Raw genomic sequence first — 23,526 nt, 5'->3', positions numbered from 1 at the left:
TTTTTGAACCTCTAAAGGTCAGTCGTCACCGCTTGTTCAGGCGCCCGCGAGCTCGGAGTTCAGCGCCGAGGCGCGCCGTCTGGCGCCGTGCGGCGGTGGCCGCATCGTGGACCCGCGCACGATGAATTCCGGGGCCAGCTTGATCCGAAGAGGCTTTGCCGGCGCCTTGGCCGGATCGGCAATCTGGGCAATCAATTCGGACGCCGCCGCATTCGCCATCTGGACGAACGGCTGCGCGACGGTCGTTATGCCGGGCCCCCAAATCTCGTACCATTGGGGATTGCCGTAGCCGACGATCGAGATGTCCCGCGGCACTTCGAGTTGGGCGTCACGCAGCGCCATGAGCGCGCCGGCTATCCCGGACCCCGCGCCGAAGATGACCCCGGTCGGAGGCGTGCGCGATTGCAGCAGCTCCACAATCCGCGTTTGCACGCGGTCCGAATCCATTGTCCCGGTCGACGCCATCGCCATGGCCGGCTTCAGCCCGAATTTCGCATGGGCATCGACAAATCCCGACAGGCGGGCGGCGCCGGTGCTGATGGCGCGGTCGGGGCCCAGATAGGCGATGCGACGATGGCCCAGCTGCAAGAGGTGCTGCGTTGCGAGGGCGATGCCGCGCTCGCTGTCGACGGCGACGCTCGGCGCCACAATGCGCGGATGATGGCGTGCGTATTGAACCGTGGGAACGGAGCGGAGCAGAGAAATCGTCTTCTCGTGCGGCATGCGCGAGGGCGCGATGACGATGCCGGCCGCGCGCGCGGCGCGAAGGGCCGCCACGTGCCCATACTCGAGGTCCGGATCGTCCTCCGAAATCGCAAGCACAACTTGAAGGCCTTCCTTCAAGCATCGATGCGATAGAGTTTGCGCGGCGGCAGCGAAGGCCTCGCTCGTGATGTTGGGAACGATCAGGCCGATCAGCACACCCTTGTCGCTGCGCAGCGCTCGCGCCGCGGTATGCGGTATGTAGCCGAGCTTCTCCGCAGCGCGGCGCACACGCTCCTTCGTATCCCGGTTGGTGTAGGGATGATCGCCGAGGGCCCGCGATACCGTCGAATGCGCGATATCCAGATGCCTGGCGATGTCCTTTATGGAAATATTCGCCCTTGCCGTTGCGGGCGGTTTCGATTTGCGCATGCTTGGGTCGCCCCGATCACGACAGACGCGAAGTCCTCGCTCCGACTATGCACACGTTGCCATAGATGCGCAATGCTGGTAGTTTCGTTCTGTCTGGATCGGGGCCTGCGTGGCGCGAGGATCGCGGCGCCGGAAGAAGGAAGAGCGACATGACGGACAACACCGGGACAGTGCGAAGTGCTGAGCCGCCCCTTCGGCTGCATCACAACGCATTCGTCGTTGCCGATCAGGAACGGACCCGGGCCTTTTATGAGGACGTCCTCGGCCTACCCTTGCGCGCGACCTGGATCGAGATCTCCGAAAACCTCAAGGGCGAAGCCTATTGCCATTCCTTCTACGGCCTGGCCGACGGGAGCGCGCTCGCATTCTTCACCTTCGCCAATCCCGAGACCCAGCAGCGCGTGTACGGCGGTGGAGAGCCGAAGAATCTGTACCATCACATCGCGCTTTCGGTGGACGAGGAGACACAGGATTCGATCCGCTCGCGCTGCCTGGCCGCAGGCGTGAAGACCCGCGACATCGATCACGGCTATTGCAAGTCCCTCTATCTCACCGACCCGGACGGACTCATTGTCGAGTTCACGCTCGACGCTCCCGACATCGCATCGATCGAGGCGTACCAGGCCCGCACCGCGCGCCGGTCGCTCGCGGCATGGCAAGCCGGCGAGCGCCGGCCGAACAACGATTGGCGGCAGCACTAGGCCGGCCGCGCGGCGCCCGACGATCCACCAAAACCATGTGAAGTCATGCCACACGAACATCAGTTCTACATCGACGGGGAGTGGGTCGAGCCGGCATTTCCGCGGCAGATCGACGTCGTTAATCCGGCGACTGAAGCGCCCTTTTCGTCCGTGAGCATGGGAAGCGCGGCCGACGTCGAAAAGGCCACCGCCGCGGCGCGATCCGCCTTCGAATCCTATGGGCGCTGGAGCAAAGACGAGCGGATAGCGCTGTTCGAGTCGATCGTCGCGTCTTATCAGTCGCGGGTAGGCGAAATCGCGGCTCTGGTGACAGCGGAAATGGGTGCGCCGGCGGCCTTTGCGCGCTCGTTTCATGCCGAGGGAGCGCTTACCACGCTGCGCAACGCCATAACGACGCTGAAATCCTATGCGTTCGAGCAGACGCTGGGCACGACGCTCATCGTGCGCGAACCGATCGGCGTGGCGGGGCTCATCACGCCGTGGAACGTGCCGGTGGGCACGATGATAACCAAAGTCGTTTCGGCCCTGGCCGCGGGATGCACCGTCGTCGTGAAGCCTTCGGAGTACGCCCCGCTCAGTCCCCTCATCGTCGCCGAGGTCATGCATGCAGCCAATGTGCCCAGGGGCGTCTTCAATCTCGTCAACGGCGACGGCGAGACGGTTGGGCAGCGTATCGCATCGCACCCGGATGTCGACATGGTTTCGATCACGGGCTCTACGCGCGCAGGTGCGGCGGTCGCGCGCGCGGCGAGCGACAGCGTCAAGCGCGTGCATCAGGAGCTCGGCGGCAAGTCCGCCAATATCGTCCTTCCGGACGCCGATATCGAGAGAACGGTGACGTGGGGGGTGCAGCGTTGCTATGTCGGAAGCGGCCAATCGTGCCAGGCGCCGACGCGGATGCTTGTACATGCGTCGCAGCACGCGCAGGCTTTGGCGATCGCGAAGGCCGCGGCCGAGGCCTTTGTCGTGGGCGATCCGAACGACCCGGCCACCACGATGGGTCCCGTCGCTTACAAGGGACAGTTCGAGAAGATACAGCGCCTGATCGCGGCCGGAATCGAGGAGGGCGCGACTCTTGTCACCGGCGGAACCGGTCGGCCGCCCGGGCTCCGGCGCGGCTTCTACGTCCGACCCACGGTCTTCGGGAATGTGAAGCGCCACGCGACCATCGCGCAGGAGGAAATCTTCGGTCCGGTGCTGTCCATTCTTCCTTACGAAAGCGAAGACGAGGCGGTCGCGATTGCCAACAACTCGCCATACGGCCTGGCAGGCTGGGTCACCTCGTCCGATCCGGACCGGGCACGCAATGTCGCGCGCCGGCTTCGCACGGGGCGTGTCTACCTCAACGGCGCGCCGCCGGACGGGTTTGCACCGTTCGGCGGTTACAAGCGGTCGGGCAACGGTCGCGAAGGCGGCGTGTTCGGCCTGGAGGAATATCTGGAAGTGAAAGCGTTGCTGGGCAGCAGCGCGCCGGCGGCACGAAGCTGAGAGACAGTCGCCCGAACGGAATATCGCTTTCCCAATCGCGGAGTCGGCAGATGGACTTGGGCATTTCCGGACGCAAAGCCATCGTATGCGCGTCCTCGCAGGGTCTGGGGCTCGCCTGCGCGCGTGCCCTGGTGCGCGAAGGCGCGGAAGTCCTGATAAACGGGCGCGATGCGCAAAAGCTCGAACGGGCCCGTGCGGACCTCGCATCCGAGTTTCCGGACGCAAGGATCGGATTTGTCGCCGCGGACATCCTGAGCGAAGCCGGACGAACGGCTCTTCTCGCCGGCTGCCCCGATCCGGACATTCTGATCAACAACAATGCGGGACCGCCGCCCGGCCGTCTGGAGGATTGGGACCGTGCGGCGTGGCTGCATGCTCTGGAAGCCAATATGATCGCGCCGCTCATGCTGCTGCGCGCCGTCGTGCCGGGCATGCGCAGCCGGCGCTTCGGACGGATCGTCAACATCACCTCGGCCATGGTGAAGTCGCCGCGCTATAGAATGGCGCTGTCCAGCGCGGCGCGAACCGGTCTCACCGCCGCCTGCAAGGCGATTTCCCTCGAGGTCGCTGCCGACAACGTGACGATAAACAACCTCCTGCCCGAGCGCATCGATACACCTCGGCAGGCATTCATGGCCGCCCGAATGATGGAGGAGAAATCCATCACGATTGGCGAGGCGCGGGCGCAAATCGCCTTGACGATAGCCGCCAAGCGCTTTGGAACCCCCGAGGAGTTCGGCGCCGCCTGCGCGTTCCTGTGCAGCGCCCAGAGCGCCTTCATTTCCGGCCAAAACCTTCAATTGGATGGAGGATCCTATGCGGGCCTCGTCTGACCGTGCCGGTCTTCCATGAGCGAGCTTGTGCCCGAACCTGGAGCCGGACGTTTACTGAGAACGTCGGTCGTGGGCAGCTATCCGCAGCCCGCCTGGCTGGTCAACAGGGCGGTATTGCTCGGACAATTCGTGCCGCGCGTCAGCATGGACGAACTCTGGCGGGTTGAACCAGACGTGCGCGAAGAGGCGCTGCGAGACGCAACGGCCATCGCGATCCACGACATGGAAGAGGCCGGTCTCAACGTGGTGACGGACGGCGAAATTTGCCGCGTCAGCTATACCAATCACTTTTCGCAATCCCTGTCGGGCTTGGACCACGATGCGCCTGCTTCCATCCTGAACCGGGTGGGACGCGAAGTGAAAGTACCGCGGGTCGTTGGCCCGATTCTCCACCGTGCGCCCGTCGAAGTGGAATGGGCACAGTTTCTGCGGACGCGGACACGTCGGACCGCCAAGGTCACGCTGCCCGGCCCATTCACGCTCGCGCAGCTGGTGGTGGACGAGTACTACGGCGATCCCGAGGCGCTGGCGCTGGCGTTCGCGGCGGCGCTGAACACGGAAGCGCGCCTGCTTCAGGACACCGGCATCGATGTGATCCAATTCGACGAGCCGTGGTTTCGCAACGACCCGCGGGCGGCACGGCAGGTCGGGGTACGCGCGCTCAATCGGGCGGTCGAGGGCTTGCACGCACGCACGGCGGTGCATGTCTGCTTTGGCTATGCGTTCCTGCGCAAGGGACAAAAGCCCAATGCCTATGAGTTCCTGTCCGAACTCTCGGAGTCCACCGTGCAGGAAATTTCGATAGAGGCGGCCCAGCCGAAACTGGACGTCGGTGTCTTGAGGGATCTTGCGGGCAAGGACGTTGCACTCGGCGTCCTGGATCACTCGACCGATGAGGCCGAGCCCGTCGATGTTGTCGCGGCGCGAATTCGTGAGGCGCTCAAGTTCATCTCGCCAGACCGGCTTCTACCGGCGCCGGACTGCGGCATGAAGTATATGAGCCGTGATGTTGCCTTCGCGCGCTTAAAAAACCTCTGCACAGCTGCGGAGAGGGTACGGCTCGAACTTGTCGGCGCCTGAGAAGGCTAGGTTCATGAAGCGCGTGACGCTTACGTTCGACAATGGTCCCACGCCGGGCATCACCAACCATGTACTCGACGTACTCAAGGCGCATGGTGTTCGTGTCACGTTTTTTGTCGTCGGCAAGCACTTGTTGCTTCCCGAAGCACGTGGCCTGGCGCAGAGAGCGCATCGGGAGGGACATTGGATCGGCAATCATTCCATGACGCACGGCGTGCCCCTCGGCGATCGGCCGGATCGCGAGGTCGCGGAGCGCGAGATCGGAGATGTGGATACGCTTTTGGGTCCGTTGGCTCACGAGGCGCGACTGTTTCGGCCCAATTCCCGAGGTACGCTTGGCCCGCACGCGCTGAGCCCGGCCGCCCGTGACCATCTCGTCGCGCATCGTGGCACGTTGGTGCTGTGGACGCACATTCCGCGCGATCGTGGCGTGGCAGCGGACGCGTGGGTGACAGATGCGCAGCACGCGTCCCGTGACAGCGACTGGCCGTTGCTAGTCCTGCACGATCGCCCAAGCGGTCATGACGTTCCGGCGGGTGCAATGGCATTCCTGGAACGCTATCTCATGTGGGCCCGTGATTCCGGTATTGAATTTGTCCAGGACTTTCCCGACACGTGCGTGCCCATTCGGCGGGGAGAAGTTCGCATGCCCTTGACGCCTCACGTGCGCGGCTTACAGGCTTAACGTGCGATCCCCGACCGCCAATCACGTCAGGCGCGACGTGCGCCAATCAACACGAAAGCGAGAAGTGCGGGCCGGTTGCTCTTGTTTCGCCACGCATGGCGGGTACCGTTCTGGATGATCACGTCGTGTTGGCGCAGATGTTCCGCGCGGCCGTCATCCAGCTCGAGCCATACTTCGCCGTCCAGAACAATCCCGTAGTCGATCGTGTCGGTCGTGTGCATCCCGTCCGGTTCGAAGCATTCGGCCAACCCCGATATGACTTTCTTATTTTCCTCGGTCGCGGCGCTTGGATCGAAGTGCGGGCTCTGCATGACCGAGTCGGGTGGGAGCTTCAGAAACACAAATTGCGTGCCGCCAACCGGCGGTACGACGCTTCGCGACGTTAGGGTGGGATCCTCGACGTCCGAAGGCAGAAGCGGAGAGCTCGGTGTCGACCAGATTTGCGTGCTCGACATACCGGGAATGTGAACATAGTCGTGTGCATTTGGCGCAGAGTCGGTAGATACGAAAACCGATTTTCCCTCGCCGTTTCGGCCGGTCACGATGCGGCGGACGTTCATGATGATCTATTCCAATGAATTTCAACAATATTACCATGATGGTCACGTGTGCACAAATCGGGCGCATCGAGCGCGTCGAAGAAGATTCGATCGTGAACCCGCTCGGCATCAAGGGGGTCGGCGAGCTCGGCAATGTCGGCATGAATGCGGCGGTGGTGAACGCGGTCTATCACGCCACCGGCAAGCGCGTGCGGCATATTCCGGTGCGACTCGAGGACATTCTTTAAGAAAAAGCGAAAAGCGCGGCCGTGCCGACCGCGCCTTAACGCATCGGCAGGACGCTACGCGCCGATCTGCTGCTGCAGAGCCTTGGCCTTGGCCAGGTGCTCGCGCACCGTGGGAAGGATTTCGCGCGCAAACGCCCTGAGCTTGGCGTTATCGCCATTGCGGGAATACTCGTCGAGCAGCGCCACGGCGTCCTCATGACCCTTCACTTGGTCGGCGATATAGGTCTTGTCGAAGTCACGGTTCGACTTGGAATCCAGGCTGTTCAGCTCCGTCGAATGATCGCTGTCGAGCAAGTCGTTGGTCCGGTATTTGCCGTCCGGCCCGGGCTCCATCTTGGTCTTGAGGCTCGCCTTGCTGATGCCGCCCAGCGCCACGAGCTTGTCGGTGCTAGCGGTATGGTCGTGGATCATCATCTGGGCGAAGTCCCTGATGTCGTCGCGCGTCGCGTGGGTGAGGGCGATCTTGCTGGACAGGATCTCGAACGCGTCGCTGGCGCTCGCCTTGGCGCGGAACTGGGTGGCATCGGGGGTGCCGATGCCGAGAATCTCCTTCGCCGACACGGTGCCTGGTGCGGCGATCAGCGCGGCGGAGACGAACAGCGCGGCAATGTGCGGTTTCATGGAACTTTCCTCTCTGGGCTCACCCTTCACTTGCGCGAACGAACGAAGGCAGACCGCGTTCCGCGGGTTCAACGGCCGACGGCTGTTCGCAGCGCCGCGACTTGCGCTGCCGTCACCGGAGGGGCGCGGTTGCCCCAGGCGTTGCGGATATAGGTCGCGACGGCGGCGATGTCCTCACTGCTCAATGTCGCGAAGGACGGCATCGAATAGGGCATCTTCGTGTCCTTGAGACCGATAGACTGCGAGCCGCCGAGAATGACGCGCAGCACGGTCACCGGATTGCGCCCCTGCACCAGCGTGTTATGCGCCAGGAGGGGGAACCCGCCGAGCTGCTCGCGCGCGCCGATCTTGTGGCAAACCGAGCAGATTTCGACGAACACCGCCTCTCCGGCAGCCATCTGGGCCGGGGCTTGAGGGTTCGGCGTATCTCTTTTCTGCGGCGGCAGAGATTTGAGATAGGCCGCAATGGCCGCACGATCGGCGTCGCTCATCAACCGCGTGGAGTACGAGACGACGTCCTGCATCGGACCGACAGCCGTGGCGTGCGGGCCGACGCCGGTTTTCAGATAGCCGGCGATCTCGGCGGCAGTCCATGCGCCAAGACCGTCCGGCCTGCTGCCGGTTAGGTTGGCGGCGAACCAGTTGTCCATTATCTCGCCGGTGAAGGCGCGTGAGTCGCGATCACCGAACAAAAGGTTTTTGGGCGTATGGCACTCGGCGCAATGGCCGGGGCCGTTGACGAGGAAATTGCCCCGGTTCCACTGCGCGTCGCGGCCTTGTGGCAAGGGCGCGGTATTCACAAAGAGCTGGTTCCAAAACCAAACCGAGGTACGGATATTGAACGGGAAGATCATCTCGGCGGCGGGTGGCCGATAATGCACTGGCTTCTGCATCTTGAGATAGGCGAACAGCGCGTCACTGTCTGTACGGCTCGTATGGGTGAAATAGGGATACGGAAACACCGGATAGAGATGGGCGCCGTCGGGCCGCACTCCGTCGTGCAGGGCGTTGTAGAAATCGTCCGCCGACCACCGTCCGATACCGGTCTGCGGATCCGGCGTGATGTTGGAGGAATAGACCCGCCCGAACACCGCGGAGAGCGGTTGTCCACCCGCGAACGGCGCCCCGTGCGGCGTGTCATGACAGCCGGCGCAGTCGCCGAGAACAGCGAGATAGCGACCGCGCTCGATCGCCGTCTGCGCGGCGGCGTTGCCGGCCACGAGTACCAGCAGAAGCGCGAGCCGGAGGATCAAGCGGCGGCCAATTGCTTGTAGAGCTGCGACAGCACCGCGTGGCGATCCTCGTCGCCCTTGGCCATCGCAAGGAAGAAGTTCTTGGTCTGTTCGAAGGTTGCATGGGGCGGCAGCGCGATGACGTTGGGATCGGCCTTGACGTCGATGATCGCGGGCCGGCCGGCGGAGAGCGCTTCCTCCCACACACGGTCGACATCGCCCGGCTTGTCGACGGTGAAGCCTGCGAGGCCGAGCATGCGGGCATAGGCGGCATAGTCGAGATCGGGCAGCTCCTGGGTCGCGGCGACCTTGGGTGCGCCGCCCAGGCCGCGCAGCTCCCACGTCACCATGTTGAGATCGCGGTTGTTCAGCACCGCCACCACGAAGCGCGGATCGGTCCACTGCTTCCAGTATTTCGCGACGGTAACGAAGGCGTTGAGCCCGAGCATCTGCATCGCGCCGTCGCCGACGAAGGCGATGGCCGGCCGGTCGGGAAAGGCGAACTTGCCGGCGGTCGCGAAAGAGATTGCCGGGCCCATCGTCGCCAGCGTCCCGGAGATCGCGAGCTTCATGTCGCGGCGCATCTTCACCGCGCGGGCGAAGAAGGTGGTCGACATGCCGGTGTCAACGGCGATGATTGCGCGCTCCGGCAGGTGCTTGGTGAATTCCCAGAAGAACAGTTCTGGGTTCAGCGGATCGGCTGACAGATGGGCCTTCTTGTCTTCCTCGTCCCAGGTCGCGGCGGCGTTCTTCTCGACGGTCTCGCGCCATTTGCCCCACGGCTTGGGCGCCAGCAGCGGCAGGAGCGCGCGCAAGGTCAGCGCACAATCGCCCTGGAGCGCGACGTCCATCGGATAGCGCAGCGACAGCATGGTGGGATCGATGTCGATCTGAACCGCTTTCGCCTGCCCTTCCTTGGGAAGGAACTCGCTATAGGGAAAGGTCGAGCCGATCATCAGCAAGGTGTCGCAGTTACGCATCAATTCGTAGGATGCCTTGGTGCCGAGGAGGCCGATCTGCCCGGTGGCGAATGGCAGATCATCGGGCAGCACCGCCTTGCCGAGCAGCGCCTTGGCTACGCCGGCCTGCAGCACGTCGGCAATCGAGATCACCTCGTTCTCGGCATTCGCCGCGCCACGCCCGATCAGCATGGCGACTCGCTCGCCCTTGTTGAGGATGCCGGCGGCGCGTTCGAGATCGACTTGCGCCGGCACGATCACGGGCTGTGCGAAGTCGGTGCCGGTGTGGATGGTGCCGTGGACGTGGCCGGACTCGGCCGCTGGGGATTCCTGCACGTCATTGGGGAAGATGATCGCGGTGACGGTGCGCTGCGCCTTGGCGATGCGGAAGGCGCGGTCGATCAGATGGCGCGCCTGCGCCGGCGTGTTGCAGACCTGCACGAAGTCCGACGCGACGTCCTTGAACAGCGAGAGAAGATCGACTTCCTGCTGGAAATGGCCGCCGAGCGAGGCCTGCGCCTGCTGGCCCACCAGGGCGACGACCGGTTGGCGGTCGAGCTTCGCGTCGTACAGGCCATTGAGCAGATGGATCGCGCCGGGACCGGACGTGGCGAGGCAGACGCCGACCTCGCCGGTCAGCTTGGCGTGGCCCGACGCCATGAAGGCGGCCTCCTCCTCGTGGCGGACCTGGACGAATTCGATGGCGTCGCCGGCGCGGCCGAGCGCGGTGACGATGCCGTTGATGCCGTCGCCGGGATAGCCGAAGACGCGGCGCACCTGCCACTGGCTGAGCCGTTCGAACAGGAAGTCTCCAACCGTCTTCGCCATTTGCGTCTCCATCAAGCGTTGCCTTGGAAAACGGCAGGACGGAGAGGCCGTTCCTCGCGGAAGGCAGGATTACAGGCCTGAAAGGCCAGCCATTTCCTGTCTCTGCCCGGGATCGGTTTGCGGAACTATGCGTTGAAAAATCGGCGGCATCCGCCGCGGGTGGGCATAACGTGGAACCTCACGCGTCGATCCCTTTAGTGTCCGTCCTCCTTTGGGCCGCGAGTTCCCAAACACCTTTGAACTATGTGGCCGGCGCAAGCGGCGCCAAGGCGAGCGCGACATTGCCGCTGACCTGGGGCGTGATCGGCGTGTCGGTAGCCGTGATGGTGATCGTCGCCGCATTGCTGGCGCTGGCGATCTGGCGGCGGCCGGGAATCGCGCTGGCTACCCGGATGGCTATAGGGCCTGACAAGGGCGGAACGAACTTCCTGTGGGTGGGTGTCGGGATTTCGACTCTCGCGCTGCTCGCCACGATCGTATGGACGGTGAAGGTTCTGGCGGAGATCGGCAAGCCGACCGTAACGCCCGCCCTGACCATCGAAGTCACGGCGCATCAGTGGTGGTGGGAGGTTCGCTATCTCGATAACGATACGCGCGCGATTTTCACCACCGCCAACGAGATCCATATCCCGACCGGCACGCCGGTGCAGTTCAAGCTGATCGGCGGCGACGTGATCCATTCCTTCTGGGTGCCGGCGCTGGCTGGCAAGACCGACCTGATCCCCGGCCAGACCAACGAAATTTGGCTCGAGGCCGACAAGCCCGGCACCTATCGCGGCCAGTGCACGGAGTATTGCGGGCTAGAGCACGCCAAGATGGCTTTCGTCGTGGTCGCCGACACGCCGCGCGATTTCGCGGCTTGGCGCTCGCACCAGATCGCGCCGGATGTAACGCCGGGCGGCGGGGTACTCGCCTCGGGTGCAGTCTATTTCGGGATGAAGTGCGGCAGCTGCCACGCAGTGCGCGGCAGCGACGCGGCCGGCGTGCTCGGCCCCGACCTCAGCCATTTCGCGACGCGGCAGACGATCGCCGCCGGCGTGCTTGCGAACACGCCGCAGAACCTCAGCGCCTGGATCGACGATCCGCAAGGGATCAAGCCGGGCAATCTGATGCAGAAGCCCGAATTGTCGCTGGAGCAGCGCGGCCAGATCGTCGCCTATCTCGAGACGCTCAAATGACGATCAGCGACTACACCCGAGCGCCGAGCGTCGGCACGGAGCAGCCGGAGCTGGCGGCGCGGCTGCAGAAGATCTGGGAGACGGCGCCCGGCATCGGCGGCTGGCTGTCCACCGTCGACCACAAGGAGATCGGGCTCCGCTACATCGTCACCGCCTTCGCCTTCCTGATTCTGGGCGGCGTCGAGGCGCTGGTCTTCCGGCTGCAACTGTCATGGTCGGACCGGCATCTGCTGAATCCGGAGCAATACGACCAGCTCTTCACCATGCACGGCATGACGATGATCTTCCTTTATGCCGGGCCGGTGCTGTCGGGATTCAGCAATTACCTGTGGCCGCTGCTGCTCGGCGCGCGTGACATGGCGCTGCCGCGGCTGAACGCCCTGTCCTATTGGATCTATCTGTTCGCGGGGATTTTCCTCTACGCCGCCTTCGCCATCGGCTTCGGGCCGAACGACGGCTGGTTCAACTACGTGCCCTTGGCGGCGCGGGCCTATAATGGCGGGCCGAACATCGATTTCTATGCGCTGGGCATGATCCTGCTCGGCATCTCGACGACGGTCGGCGCGGTCAATTTCGTCGTCACCTTCATGCGCATGCGCGCGCCCGGCATGTCGATCAATCGTGTGCCGATCCTGATCTGGGGGACGCTGACCGCGTCGATGGCCAACATCTTCGCGATTCCGGCGGTGAGCCTGGCGTTCTTCCTGCTCTGGATGGACCGCAATGTCGGCACGCATTTCTTCGACACGGCGGGCGGCGGCGGGTCGGCGATGCTGTGGCAGCATCTGTTCTGGATGTTCGGCCATCCCTGGGTCTACGCCATCGTGCTGCCGGCGATGGGCATGGTGTCGGACGGCTTGCCGGTGTTCTGCCGCCGGCCGCTGGTCGGCTACAGCGCCGTGGCGCTGGCGACGGTCGCGACCATGGTGCTGGGCTTCGGCGTGTGGGTGCATCACATGTTCGCGACGGGCCTGCCGAACATCTCGCTGTCGTTCTTCAGTGCTGCCTCGATCATCATCGCGGTGCCGAGCGCCGTCGGCGTGTTCGCCTGGCTCGCGACGATCTGGACGGGAAGGCCGGTGTTCACGACACCATTCCTGTTCTTTGCGTCTTTCATCCTTCTCTTCACCATCGGCGGCGTCAGCGGCTTCATGACGGGATCGGTGCCGGTCGACTGGCAGCTCACTGATACGTATTTCGTGGTGGCGCACATTCACTATGTGCTGATCGGCATCAACGTCTTCCCGGTCGCGGGCGCGATCTATTTCTGGTTCCCGAAATTCACCGGCCGGATGCTCGACGAGCGGCTGGGGCGATGGAATTTCTGGACCATGTTCGTGGGCTTCAATCTCGGCTTCTTCCCGATGCACATTTCCGGCCTGCTCGGCATGCCGCGGCGCGTTTACACCTATGCAGAAGGAATGGGGTGGGACTGGCTGAACCTCATCACCACACTGGGCTCGTTCGTGTTCGCGGCCGGCGTGCTCATGCTGATCTGGAACGTGCTGAAGTCCGTGCGCAGCGGAGCGATCGCAGGCGACAATCCGTGGGACGCGCCGACGCTGGAATGGGCGACATCCTCGCCGCCGCCGCCCTACAATTTCGTCGTGATTCCGACGGTGCAGAGCCGCCATCCCTTGTGGGAAGACCGGCTGGCGAGCCGGCCGGACGAAGCCCGCAGCCATCCGCATGCCGGGCTGGTGCTGGAGCACGGGCGCGAAGCCATCGGCACCGACCCGCTCGACGCGCAGCCGGACATCATCCTGAAGATGCCGGGCGATTCCTATGCGCCGCTCGTCTTCGCGATCGCCGTGACGGCGATCTTCATCGGCCTGCTGCTCCTGGCATGGTGGTTGGTGGCGTTGGCGGCCGTCGTCACGGCGGCGACGACGGTGGGCTGGCTGTGGCCGGAGCGGAATTTGGGCGAGACACGGGAGCCGGCCCGTGACTGACCGCATCGCCCTCGAAGGCACCCTGCCGGTCGGCGCCATCGACACGCGCGCCAGCGGCTGGTGGGCGATGATCTTCGTCGTCTGCACCGAGGCCGCGCTGTTCGGCTATCTGCTGTTCAGCTATTTCTATCTGGCGGTCCAGCCGCACGCGCCCGGCACCTTCCCGGAAGGCGGCACGCCGTCGCTGGCCCTGGCATTGCCCAACACGATCATCCTGCTGACATCCTCGGTCGCGGTGGGTTGGGCGCAGTTCAACATCCAGCGCGACGACAGCCTGCGGCTGATCATAGGTCTCGCTGTTGCGGTCGCTCTGGGTGTTGTCTTCCTGATCGTGCAGTATTTCGAGTGGGCGCAGAAGCCGTTCACGCTGTCCTCGACGGCCTATTCGTCGCTCTATTTCGTCATCACCGGCTTTCACATGATGCATGTCGTGGTCGGTGTGGGCGTTCTTGCGACCGTTCTCGTGTGGTCGGCGCTGGGCTATTTCAACCGCGTGCGGTATGCGCCGATCCATATCGGCGCGCTGTATTGGCATTTCGTCGACGCGGTATGGCTGGCGGTGTTCTTTACGCTTTACATTACGCCGCTCCTGGGATTGCGCGCATGAGCGAGGTGCTGCAGCCCCATCGCCGCGCCGCCAACCTGTGGCTGCTATGGTTTGGCATCGCGGCAGCGCCGGGCTTCTGGTTCGCGCAGCTGCTGCTCGGCTATTTTCTCTGGGCCTATCGCTGCTATCCGGGCGACACGCCGATCGTGTGGGAGAGCTCACGCGGCCTTATCGTCTGCGTGGCGATATTCGACGTCCTGTCGATCGCGGTGGCCGTCGCGGGATTCTTCGTTTCGTACCGCGTCTGGCAAAGCGTGCGCGACGAGAAGGCGCGTGAGACCGAACCGATCGCCCATATCGGCGAGGCGCGCAACCGGTTCCTCTCGACCTGGGGCATGCTGTCGAGCGGCTGTTTCCTGGTCGCCATCCTGTTCGCGACGATCGCGTCGGTCACGGTGCCGCCATGCGGATGAGACAGGCGCTCCTGCTCGTCGCCGCCGCGGTCTCGCTGGCCGTGGCGTTGTTGCCGCCGCTGGAGAGCGCCGCGCGCGAGCTCTTCGCCGCGCATATGGCGCAGCATCTGATCCTGATCTGCATCACCGCGCCCCTGTTGGCGCTGGCGCGGCCTTGGTCGGCACTGGAACGCGTCGCACCACTCACCGCGTGGTGCGCCTTCGTGTGCGTGTTCCTGTTCTGGCACTGGCCGGCGGTGTTCCAATGGGCCGCGGCGGCGGAAGCGACGCGCCTGCTGGAGCTCGGCAGTGTCCTCGCCGCTGCGACGGTGTTCTGGGCAGCGATGCTGGCGCCGGCGCCGCGGCTCGGCCATGGCGCGTCCGCGCTGTTCGTCATGACGGCCGCCATCGCCACCGACCTGCCGGGCGTGGTGATGATCTTCGCGCCGCGCGCCATCTGCACCATGCCGGACGAGAACGCCGCACGCTTCGGGCTGTCGGCGCTGGAGGACCAGCAGTTCGCGGGCCTCCTCATGTGGGTGCCGGCCAATCTGGTGTTCTTCGGCTTCGCCATATTTCTGTTCGCGCAGTATATGCGCGCCCAACCGCCACGCACTTTGGTGACTTCATGAGACAACGCTTGCTCTTCGCCGCCGTGGTTGCCGCTCTCGGCACGGTCTCGATCGCTGTTGCCGAGGACCTCGGCACAATGATGCGCGACGACCGACAATGGGTGATGCCGGCCAAGGACTACGCCAACACGCGTTTTTCGAGTTTGGCGCAGATCAATGCAGGCAATGCGAACCAGTTGCGCGTCGCCTGGACGTTCTCGGTCGGCTCGAACCACGGCCAGGAGGCAGCGCCGATCGTGGTCGGCGACACGATGTATGTCGTCGGCGCCTATCCCAACGAGGTCTTCGCGCTGAACGCCACTACCGGCGACCTGAAGTGGAAATACTCGCCGCATGTCGATCCGTCGTCGCAAGGCGTCGCCTGTTGCGACGTGGTCAATCGCGGCGAGGCTTACGACAACGGCAAGATCTTCTTCAACACGCTGGACGACCACACCGTCGCGCTGGATGCGAAGACCGGGCAGGAATTGTGGGTCGTCAAGCTGGGCGAGATCACGCGCGGCATGACCATCACCATGGCGCCCATCGTGGTGAAGGGAAAGGTGCTGGTCGGCAATTCCGGCGGCGAGATGGGCGTGCGCGGCTGGCTGACGGCGCTCGACGAGAACACCGGCCGCATCGCCTGGCGCGCCTATTCGGTGGGCGCCGACAAGGATGTGCTGATCGGGCCAAAATTCCATCCATTCTACAAGAAGCTGATCGGCAAGGACCTCGGCATTTCCACCTGGCCGCCGGGGCGCTGGCAGGTCGGCGGCGGGCCGGTCTGGGGCTGGATCAGCTACGATCCGAAGCTGAATCTGGTGATCTACGGCACCGGCAATCCCGGCCCGTGGAATTCGAACCAGCGGCCGGGCGATAATCTCTGGACCAGCACGATCTTCGCGCGCGACGCCGACACCGGCGAGGCGGTGTGGGCGGTGCAGCTCGATCCGCACGATCTCTACGACTATGACGAGATCAACGAGAACCTTCTGCTCGACCTGCCTATCAACGGCAAAGTCAGGCCGGTCGTGGTGCATCCGGGCCGCAACGGCTTCATGTATGTGATCGACCGCGCCACCGGCCAGGTTTATTCCGCCGACAAATACGACAACCAGACCTCGATCCTGCGCGTCGATCTCGCGACGGCGCGGCCGGTGATGAATGACGCGATGAAACCGCTCCTGGGCAAGAACATCAGCGGCATCTGCCCCGCCTCGCCCGGCACGAAGGACTGGCAGCCGACGGCGTACTCGCCGCTGACGCACCTCCTCTACATCCCGCACCAGCATCTGTGCATGGATTACAAGACGAGCGAGGTCGGCTATATTGCCGGTACGCCCTATGTCGGCGCCACGGTCGACATGTATGGCGGACCAGGCGGCTATCGCGGCGAGTTCGCGGCCTGGGACCCGACCAAGCGCACCAAGGTCTGGGCAATCCACGAGAAATTTCCGGTGTGGAGCGGCACGATGGCGACGGCGGGCCACATCGCGGTCTATGGCACGCTGGACCGCTGGTTCAAGGTCGTCGACGACCGCAACGGCAAACTGCTCTACCAGTTCCATGCGCCGAGCGGCTTCGTTGGCCAGCCGATCACCTATCAGGGCACGGACGGCAAGCAGTACATCGCGATCCTGGACGGCGTCGGCGGCTGGCCCGGCGCGATCGCCAATGCCGAGATCGACCCGCGCGTGCGCAACGGCGCGCTGGGCTTCACCGGCGCGGTCGGCGATCTGCCCGGCGTCACCAGCGGCGGCAGCACGCTGTTGGTGTTCTCGCTTCCCGGCGGAGGCGGCCGTGCACCTTAAGCTTGCGGCGCTGGTTCTGTTGTGCGTGCCTGCGGTGGCACAAGGCGCGGCGCTGCGCGTGTGCTCCGATCCGAACAACCTGCCCTTTTCCAACCGCGCGGGTCAGGGGTTCGAGAACAGGATCGCCGAGTTGGTCGCGCGCGACCTTCACATGACGGTCGCTTATACCTGGGCGGCGCAGCACGAGACCTTCGTCAAACGCACGCTGAACAAGCATGCCTGCGACGTGGTGATGGGCGTGCCGGTGGGCTACGACGAAGTAGACCAGACGCGTCCCTACTATGCCTCGACTTATGTCTTCGTGGCGCGACGGGGCGGTGCGCGCGTCGCCTCGCTGACCGATCCCCGCCTGCGCCGCCTGAAGATCGGCGTCCACCTGATCGGCGACGATCCGGCACCGCCAGAGGCCGCGCTGGGGCAGGAGGGCATTGTCAATAACGTTTCGGGCTTCATGATCTATGGCGACTATGCCAAGCCCAATCCGCCCGCGCGCCTGATCGAGGCGGTGGAAAGTGGCCAAGTGGATGTCGCAGCGGTGTGGGGACCCTTAGGCGGCTATTTCGCCAAAGTGTCGCCCGTGCCCCTAAGCGTGACGCCAGTCACAGGCACGGAGGGCTTCGCGCCGCTGCGCTTCCGTTTCGCCATCGCCATGGGCGTGCGCAAGGGTGACAGCGCACTGCGCAACCGTCTCGACGGCGTGATCGCACGCGAGCACGGCGTCATCCGGAACATTCTGACCTCCTATGGCGTCCCTCTGTGGAGATGAAAGGAGGCTCTGATGGATAAGCTTCGCTGGATCACGCTCGGCATCGCGGTGGTGGTGATCGCGGTGATCGCTGTCGCGCTTTATCGCATCGTGATGCCCGGTTCGCAGGATGCGGCGCGGCAGCAGGACCTCGCGAACGGATACAACGGCGCGGTGCCGGCAGGTGCGCTGCTGCGCGTGCCGGTGACCGGCATCTATCCCGGCGGCAATGCGGCGGGGCTCAATCCCAATATGCAGAACCCGCTGGCCAACGATCCCGATGCGGTGCAGCGCGGCATGAAGGATTTCGACGCCTTCAACTGCTCGGGCTGCCATGCGGCGAATGCCGGCGGCGGCATGGGCCCATCGCTCAGCGACGATATCTGGATCTACCGCTCGTCGCCCGGGAATATTTATCTCACTATCGCGCAAGGCCGTCAGGCGGGCATGCCCGCCTTCGGCGCCATGCTGCCGGACCGCACGATCTGGGAGCTCGTGGCCTACATCAAGAGCATCTCGGAGAAGCCGAGCGGCAAATTCGGCACCACGACCTCGATCGCACCGCAATCGCCGAATGTCGAGCAGGTCCCGCAGGGCCGCGCCGTCACCGCCACGCCGTGGAGCGATACCGAACCCTTGCCGCCGAACGGGCAGCAACCCGGTAGCCAAGGCCGATGACCGAGACGTTCACCCATCACTGGCATCATCATGCGAAATTCTATGCCTCGCTCGCGATCGGCGTGGTTGCGTTTGCGGTTTCGCTATACCTGCAAGTGCGCATGCCGGTGGCGATCGCGGCGGACGCGTTCTTCCTGTCGTTCATCATCGGCTTCGCCGTCACGGTGCCGTGGATGAGTCCGGAAAAGCTGCAAGCGCGGGCGCAGGTCGAAGACGAGGGCGCGGCTATCGTCTCGCTGATCATCTTCGCCGTCATCGCCTATTGCTGCGACGCGATCTTCATGACGCTGAACGCCAAGCCGTCGCCCGGCGCGGGCTGGACCGCCCTGTCGCTGGCCGGCGCACCGCTGGGCTGGCTGGTGATCCAGCTCAACGAGACGCTGCACTATTCCAACCTGTTCTACGCCAAGCCCGGACGCGGGCAAAAGCGGCAGCCGCCACTCGAATTCCCCGGAACGGAAGAGCCGGGCGTCGCCGAGTTCCTCTATTTCTCGTTCGTCGTTGGGATGACGGCGCAGACCTCGGATGTGGAGGTGCGAAGCGCGTCCATGCGCAATGCGGTCACGCTGCACGGCTTCGTGTCGTTTCTGTTCAACACCGTTCTGATCGCGCTGGCGGTGAACGCCGCCGTGTCGCACTGATCAACGATATTCGTCCGAGCCCTGCACCCATAGAAAGGACTGGACGTCGATCAGGTCGCGCGGACGCATGTCGCGGATGGACGTGCGAACCGCGCGGGCGAGCGCGAGATAGCCTTCATAGGTCCGCCAATTTGGCCGCGAGGTATAGTCGAAAGGCAATCTCAGGATCCGCGCCGCCTCCCTGGTGGTGTTCGGCTTCAGGAAGATATGCGTCTGCGGCTGAGCGAGGAAGCCGAACACCGTGACCAGCGGCCATGTCAGCACGCGCGTCTGCTTGCGCGGCAAAGCCTCGACGGCGGCACACCAGCGTTCGAACCGCTCGGCGAGCGGCGGCGTACCATGCAGGAAGGCGAACAATCCTTCCGCGAAGGCCTTCGCACCGGCCTTTTCGCGGACCGCATCGCGCAAAGCCATCTTCTCGAACGAGAACAGCAGGCTGCGGCCGGATTCGATCCGCACCGCCCGCGCGGCGATCTCCGCATGGCGTCCTTCATGCAGTGCACGGGCAAAATCCTTTTGATTGAGATGTGCCTTCCACTCCAGATGAGCTTCCCATTTGTAATTTCGCTCCCAGGCCAGATAGGTCTCGTCGCGGAATCCGCCCGGGAAGAACCGAAGGAACTTCCGGCGCGCACGTCCCAGCGACGGTGAAGGCTGCGAGCGGGCGTATGCGGCGCCGGCGCGAAGGGCCAACGATTTCGGCATGGCGGTATCCTCGTCTACCTCAAAGAGGCAACGTTCCGGCGGAAACTTGTGTTCCGTTCGGATCAGTCTAGCGCCGCGCGCAACCCTGCGAAGAAGAGGCGGCCCGGCGCGGGACTGTAGGTTCGCGGGTTGGACAGGTTGAAGCTCGGCGGCAGGCCGTCGAGTTCGGTGAAGGCGCCATAGGTGTAATAGCGCCGGTCGAACAGGTTCTGCACGTCCGCGAACAGCATGAAATGCGATCCGAGAGCGTAGGCAGTTCGCAGATCGACAGTAGCGAAACCCGGCAGCTTGGGCTCTTGGTTGGATTCGTCGCCCACGAGATATTCGCCGCTTTGCAGGCGCAGATCGGCGCCCACACTCCAAGCCGGCGTCGCGGCATAGTCTGCGGACAGCGTCAACCGGTTGGCGGGGTTGAGCGGAATGCGGTCGCCCGGCGAAACGTAAATCAGGCCGTTGGCATCAGCGGACGGGCTGTTGGACGACAATGTCTGCGCATTGCGGAACGTCGCCTCCAGATGGGAATAGTTGGCGTCGAATCGCCAGCGCGCGTCGCGATAGCCAAGATGCGCGTCGATGCCCTGGTGGCGGGTCGTGCCGGCATTCTGAAAGAACCCGAAACCGTTGATGTCGGTGGCGAGCAGCAGGATGTCGTTGTCGGCGTCGGTGCGGTAGGCACCGGCGTTCCAAGAGATGACGCCAGGCAGCGCATCGACTTGGAAACGGCCGCGCAAGCCGAACTCATAGGTGTGCGAGACCACCTGCTTGAGCGGCGGATCGGACACCAGAAACGCATCGAGCAGGCATGGTGCCGCCGGATCGGCACAGGACAGTTCGCCCGCGGTCGGCGCACGGTTGGACTGCGAATAGCCGCCATAGGCGGTCAGCGCGTCCGAAACCTTGTAAGCCAGTCCGGTGCCGGGATTGATGCGGGAAAAGCCGTGGTCGCCGTCGAGGCCGCCGCCGAGCCGGTCGGTCAATTTGACATCGGCGGTGTTGAGCCGGCCGCTCAGGGTCCAGGCCAAGGCCGGCGTGATGTCGAACACGTCGATCGCATAGAGGCCGCCATAGGTGTTGCGGGCGCCGACGCTGACAGGCGCCTCGATGGGCGGCGATGCGGTGGGGCTCAGCGCCTGATCGATGACGACGCCGGAGCCCACGACGGCGAGATCGTCGAGCAGGCTTCCGAGTTCGCCATAGGCCGCATAGTCGGTCTGGCCCTGGTCGAGCGAGCCGCCGAGCACAAACGTGTTGCCATGACCCAGGATCGGTGCGGTCCAGGAAAGCTGTACGGCGATGCCGAACGTTCTGGCGTCGGTGTGGGTGAAATCGGTTTCGCCGGGTGTCGCGCCGGCCGGCAGGGCGCTGGCCGGCACTGGATTCCCGCTGGTATCGTACAGCGCATCGTCGGGGAATTCATAATTGCCTTCGAGGCAAAGCTCGGTCGCGTCGTTGCCGCAAATGTCGACATCGGTGGTGTTGCCGTCGATCAGGTTCTGGTGGAAGTGCCGGTAATAGCTGTTGAAGCTCAAAGTAAGCGTGTCGTTTGCTTGATATGTGCCGCGAAATTGCACCAGCTCCATCTCGTTGTGCATCGATTGCGGGAAGGTGAATACCGCTCGCGGGTCGGAGGCCAGCATCTCCACCGGTGTCGGGCCGACGGCCGCGATCATATTGGACGCACCGGAAAAAGACAGATGCAGGACCAACCCGCCGGACTGATAGGCGATGTCTCCATAGGCCTGTTCGAGCGTGGTGGGCGAGCGATAGCGGAAGCCATTATCCTGCAAACCGCCGACGCCGAGATAGACGCCGAAGTCGCCGAAACGTCCGCCGTATTCCGCATGGCCGCCAATGTTGCCGAAGGAGCCGCCGGAAATCTCGGCGTCGGTCCCGTCGAACGTCAGGCCGGTCTTCATCTCCAGCGTCACCGCGCCACCCATCGTGTTCAGCCCGAACACCGGGTTGTTGCTCTGAAGCGTGAAGCGATCGACGGCGAATTCCGGGACCAGGTCCCAGTTCACATTGTCGCCGAAGGATTCGTTGAGGCGCGTGCCGTCCTGATAGACCGCGATGCCTTCGGCCACGCCCGAGATCGGCGAAGCCTCGAAGCCGCGATAGACGAGGTCGGGCTGGAACTGACTGCCCTGCTCGTCGTTGAGCGCGACGCTGGAGAGTTGGGTGGCGACGGCGTTGGGCAGGACGTCCTGCGCGCGGTCGCGAATCAGGTCGGGTACGGACAAGGTCTCGACCGATCCAGCCACCTTGTCCACGTCGATGCCGCTGCCCGGCAGGGGCGCCGCGGCGGTGACCACAATTGTCTCAACCGAACCGCCATCCGGAGCGGCCGCGACGGCGACCGGTGCGGACAACCAAAAGCATGCGAAGGCTGCGATCCTGTGGCCGCTACGGTGGTTCAAGGCGATCGTCCGGGGACAACGAACGTCAAACGTTCGGGACGGATTTCGGATGCAGGATCTTCCGGAACTTTGTGCGCCGCGACGGCCGCGTTGAAATCTGGCCCGCGCCACGCCATCTGCGCTACGCTGACCGACATCAAGTCGAGGATCTCGCATGGCCCGCCGCGCCGGAAGCGCCGACCTGCCGCTGCATGGCGGTCGCGTGCCGCCCTGGCTCGCCGAACGCATGAGCAGGCTTGGCGCCGTCATCAGCGAAGCCATCGTGCAGCACTATGGCCGCGACGAGCTGCTGCGGCGTCTGGCACATCCTTTCTGGTTCCAGTCGTTCGGCGCCGTCATGGGCATGGACTGGCATTCCTCCGGCATCACCACCAGCGTGATCGGTGCGCTGAAGCGCGGGCTGGCGCCGCTGTCGAGCGAGTTGGGCATTCACGTCTGCGGCGGGCGCGGCAGCCATTCGCGCAAGACGCCGGGCGAACTGACCGCGATCGGCGAACGGGTAGGATTCGACGGCGGCGCGCTGGCGACCGCGAGCCGGCTGGTCGCCAAAGTCGACAGCGCCGCGGTACAGGACGGCTTCGACCTCTACCTCCACGGCTTCATCGTCACCGATGACGGTCATTGGGTCGTGGTGCAGCAGGGTATGAACGGCGGGGCCAAACAGGCACGGCGCTATCACTGGCTCTCGGAGGGACTGAGCAGCTTCGTCGAGGAGCCGCATGCGGCGATTGACGGCCAGGACCAGGGCATCATCGTCAATCTCACCGATCGCAGGGCCGAGGCGTCACGCCGGACGCAGATCGAAATCCTGCAGGCACTGGGGCCTGACGGGATCGCGCGCGAACTCGCAGCGCTGGCGCCGGAACCCGTGCCCGTCCACCAGCCGATGCTGCCGCATCTCGTCATGCCGGCGCATCACGATGTCCGGTCCAGCGATGTCCATGTCCGCCGGCTGCACGGCAATCTCGCGGCGGCGGCGGAACGCGGCCCGAAGGATTTCGCCGAGTTGCTCCTGGTGCCGGGCGTCGGCGCCCGCACGGTGGAGGCGCTTGCTTTGGTCGCGGAGGTCGTGCACGGCGCGCCATACCGCTTTTCCGACCCCGGCCGGTTCTCCTATGCCCATGGCGGCAAGGACCGGCATCCGTTTCCCGTGCCGCTGAAGGTTTACGACCAGACGCTTAAGGTGATGAAGACCGCGGTCGAAAACGCCAGGCTCGGACGCCAGGAGATGCTCGACGCGCTCAAGCGCCTCGACAACCAGTCCAGGCAGCTTGAGCGGCAGGTGAAGACGGGAGACTTCGAATCGCTGATCGCCACAGAGCGGCAACGCTCGCCTGCTTATGGCGGGCGAAGCGTGTTCGGTTGGGAGCCAGCGCCGCAGGACACACAGCCAGTGCCGCAACGCGCTCAGCAGCGCTCGTCCGATCCCTGAACCTAAAAT

Annotated in this window: 23 protein-coding genes; 16 read left to right on the top strand and 7 right to left on the bottom strand. The window is 64.4% G+C overall.

Annotated elements, in window-relative coordinates:
- Positions 1-36 precede the first annotated feature (36 nt).
- Entirely contained in the window at positions 37-921 is an 885-nt protein-coding gene (locus WDN01_03145) for a substrate-binding domain-containing protein (protein ID MEJ0025002.1), read from the bottom strand.
- Between the two features lie 362 nt (positions 922-1,283).
- Between WDN01_03145 and WDN01_03140 the strand changes: the two genes are divergently transcribed.
- The 5 genes from WDN01_03140 (at position 1,284) to WDN01_03120 (ending at position 5,921) form a co-directional block, all read left to right on the top strand.
- Positions 1,284-1,835 (top strand): VOC family protein, encoded by a 552-nt coding sequence (locus tag WDN01_03140; GenBank protein MEJ0025001.1) that lies wholly within the window; start codon positions 1,284-1,286, stop codon positions 1,833-1,835.
- A 45-nt stretch (positions 1,836-1,880) separates the two neighbouring features.
- Entirely contained in the window at positions 1,881-3,323 is a 1,443-nt protein-coding gene (locus WDN01_03135) for an aldehyde dehydrogenase family protein (protein ID MEJ0025000.1), read from the top strand.
- Positions 3,324-3,373: 50 nt separating this feature from the next.
- The gene (locus WDN01_03130; protein ID MEJ0024999.1) at positions 3,374-4,156 is read left to right on the top strand and encodes an SDR family oxidoreductase; all 783 of its coding nucleotides are present in this window, start codon (positions 3,374-3,376) and stop codon (positions 4,154-4,156) included.
- Between the two features lie 69 nt (positions 4,157-4,225).
- Positions 4,226-5,236, top strand: coding sequence for a hypothetical protein (locus tag WDN01_03125; GenBank protein ID MEJ0024998.1), 1,011 nt, complete (start codon positions 4,226-4,228; stop codon positions 5,234-5,236).
- Positions 5,237-5,249: 13 nt separating this feature from the next.
- Positions 5,250-5,921 (top strand): polysaccharide deacetylase family protein, encoded by a 672-nt coding sequence (locus WDN01_03120; GenBank protein ID MEJ0024997.1) that lies wholly within the window; start codon positions 5,250-5,252, stop codon positions 5,919-5,921.
- Positions 5,922-5,947: 26 nt separating this feature from the next.
- Here the strand turns inward: WDN01_03120 and WDN01_03115 are convergent, their stop codons facing one another.
- On the bottom strand, positions 5,948-6,481 hold the full coding sequence (locus WDN01_03115) for a cupin domain-containing protein (protein ID MEJ0024996.1): 534 nt from the start codon (positions 6,479-6,481) through the stop codon (positions 5,948-5,950).
- Positions 6,482-6,495: 14 nt separating this feature from the next.
- Between WDN01_03115 and WDN01_03110 the strand changes: the two genes are divergently transcribed.
- Positions 6,496-6,708, top strand: a complete 213-nt coding sequence (locus WDN01_03110; GenBank protein ID MEJ0024995.1) for a hypothetical protein — start codon at positions 6,496-6,498, stop codon at positions 6,706-6,708.
- Between the two features lie 54 nt (positions 6,709-6,762).
- On the opposite strand, the gene WDN01_03105 is transcribed toward WDN01_03110, so the two are convergent.
- The 3 genes from WDN01_03105 to WDN01_03095 all read right to left on the bottom strand — a co-directional run bounded on the left by WDN01_03105 (position 6,763) and on the right by WDN01_03095 (position 10,348).
- Positions 6,763-7,329 (bottom strand): DUF4142 domain-containing protein, encoded by a 567-nt coding sequence (locus WDN01_03105; GenBank protein MEJ0024994.1) that lies wholly within the window; start codon positions 7,327-7,329, stop codon positions 6,763-6,765.
- Positions 7,330-7,397: 68 nt separating this feature from the next.
- Positions 7,398-8,582 (bottom strand): cytochrome c, encoded by a 1,185-nt coding sequence (locus WDN01_03100; GenBank protein MEJ0024993.1) that lies wholly within the window; start codon positions 8,580-8,582, stop codon positions 7,398-7,400.
- A complete protein-coding gene (locus WDN01_03095; protein ID MEJ0024992.1) occupies positions 8,579-10,348 on the bottom strand; it encodes a thiamine pyrophosphate-requiring protein in 1,770 nt (589 codons plus the stop codon). The genes WDN01_03100 and WDN01_03095 overlap by 4 nt, the downstream gene beginning before the upstream one ends.
- A 245-nt stretch (positions 10,349-10,593) precedes the next feature.
- On the opposite strand from WDN01_03095, the gene coxB reads away from it, so the two are divergent.
- The 9 genes from coxB to WDN01_03050 are packed head-to-tail and all read left to right on the top strand — an operon-like array spanning position 10,594 to position 18,963.
- A complete protein-coding gene (gene coxB / locus WDN01_03090; protein ID MEJ0024991.1) occupies positions 10,594-11,526 on the top strand; it encodes a cytochrome c oxidase subunit II in 933 nt (310 codons plus the stop codon).
- Entirely contained in the window at positions 11,523-13,478 is a 1,956-nt protein-coding gene (ctaD, locus tag WDN01_03085; protein MEJ0024990.1) for a cytochrome c oxidase subunit I, read from the top strand. Before coxB ends, ctaD begins: the two co-directional genes overlap by 4 nt.
- Positions 13,471-14,085 (top strand): cytochrome c oxidase subunit 3, encoded by a 615-nt coding sequence (locus tag WDN01_03080; protein MEJ0024989.1) that lies wholly within the window; start codon positions 13,471-13,473, stop codon positions 14,083-14,085. The genes ctaD and WDN01_03080 overlap by 8 nt, the downstream gene beginning before the upstream one ends.
- The gene (locus WDN01_03075) at positions 14,082-14,498 is read left to right on the top strand and encodes a hypothetical protein (protein MEJ0024988.1); all 417 of its coding nucleotides are present in this window, start codon (positions 14,082-14,084) and stop codon (positions 14,496-14,498) included. The genes WDN01_03080 and WDN01_03075 overlap by 4 nt, the downstream gene beginning before the upstream one ends.
- On the top strand, positions 14,489-15,109 hold the full coding sequence (locus WDN01_03070) for a cytochrome c oxidase assembly protein (protein MEJ0024987.1): 621 nt from the start codon (positions 14,489-14,491) through the stop codon (positions 15,107-15,109). The genes WDN01_03075 and WDN01_03070 overlap by 10 nt, the downstream gene beginning before the upstream one ends.
- Positions 15,106-16,899 carry a PQQ-dependent dehydrogenase, methanol/ethanol family gene (locus WDN01_03065; GenBank protein ID MEJ0024986.1) on the top strand — a complete coding sequence of 598 codons (1,794 nt, stop codon included), beginning with the start codon at positions 15,106-15,108 and terminating at the stop codon, positions 16,897-16,899. The genes WDN01_03070 and WDN01_03065 overlap by 4 nt, the downstream gene beginning before the upstream one ends.
- On the top strand, positions 16,889-17,665 hold the full coding sequence (locus tag WDN01_03060; GenBank protein MEJ0024985.1) for a quinoprotein dehydrogenase-associated putative ABC transporter substrate-binding protein: 777 nt from the start codon (positions 16,889-16,891) through the stop codon (positions 17,663-17,665). The genes WDN01_03065 and WDN01_03060 overlap by 11 nt, the downstream gene beginning before the upstream one ends.
- A 12-nt stretch (positions 17,666-17,677) precedes the next feature.
- Positions 17,678-18,322 (top strand): c-type cytochrome, encoded by a 645-nt coding sequence (locus WDN01_03055; GenBank protein MEJ0024984.1) that lies wholly within the window; start codon positions 17,678-17,680, stop codon positions 18,320-18,322.
- On the top strand, positions 18,319-18,963 hold the full coding sequence (locus tag WDN01_03050; protein ID MEJ0024983.1) for a DUF1345 domain-containing protein: 645 nt from the start codon (positions 18,319-18,321) through the stop codon (positions 18,961-18,963). The genes WDN01_03055 and WDN01_03050 overlap by 4 nt, the downstream gene beginning before the upstream one ends.
- Here WDN01_03050 and WDN01_03045 read toward each other — a convergent pair whose 3' ends face one another.
- Both WDN01_03045 and WDN01_03040 read right to left on the bottom strand, forming a co-directional pair.
- The gene (locus WDN01_03045; GenBank protein ID MEJ0024982.1) at positions 18,964-19,668 is read right to left on the bottom strand and encodes a hypothetical protein; all 705 of its coding nucleotides are present in this window, start codon (positions 19,666-19,668) and stop codon (positions 18,964-18,966) included. It lies immediately after the preceding gene.
- 62 nt (positions 19,669-19,730) lie between these two features.
- The gene (locus WDN01_03040) at positions 19,731-21,980 is read right to left on the bottom strand and encodes a TonB-dependent receptor (GenBank protein MEJ0024981.1); all 2,250 of its coding nucleotides are present in this window, start codon (positions 21,978-21,980) and stop codon (positions 19,731-19,733) included.
- 259 nt (positions 21,981-22,239) lie between these two features.
- Between WDN01_03040 and WDN01_03035 the strand changes: the two genes are divergently transcribed.
- Positions 22,240-23,517, top strand: a complete 1,278-nt coding sequence (locus tag WDN01_03035; GenBank protein ID MEJ0024980.1) for a DUF763 domain-containing protein — start codon at positions 22,240-22,242, stop codon at positions 23,515-23,517.
- Positions 23,518-23,526 lie beyond the last annotated feature (9 nt).

This window comes from Rhizomicrobium sp., assembly GCA_037200985.1.
GTDB lineage: Bacteria > Pseudomonadota > Alphaproteobacteria > Micropepsales > Micropepsaceae > Rhizomicrobium.
The sequence above is the reverse complement of the archived record's forward strand: the minus strand, read 5'-3'. Positions and strand labels throughout refer to the sequence as shown.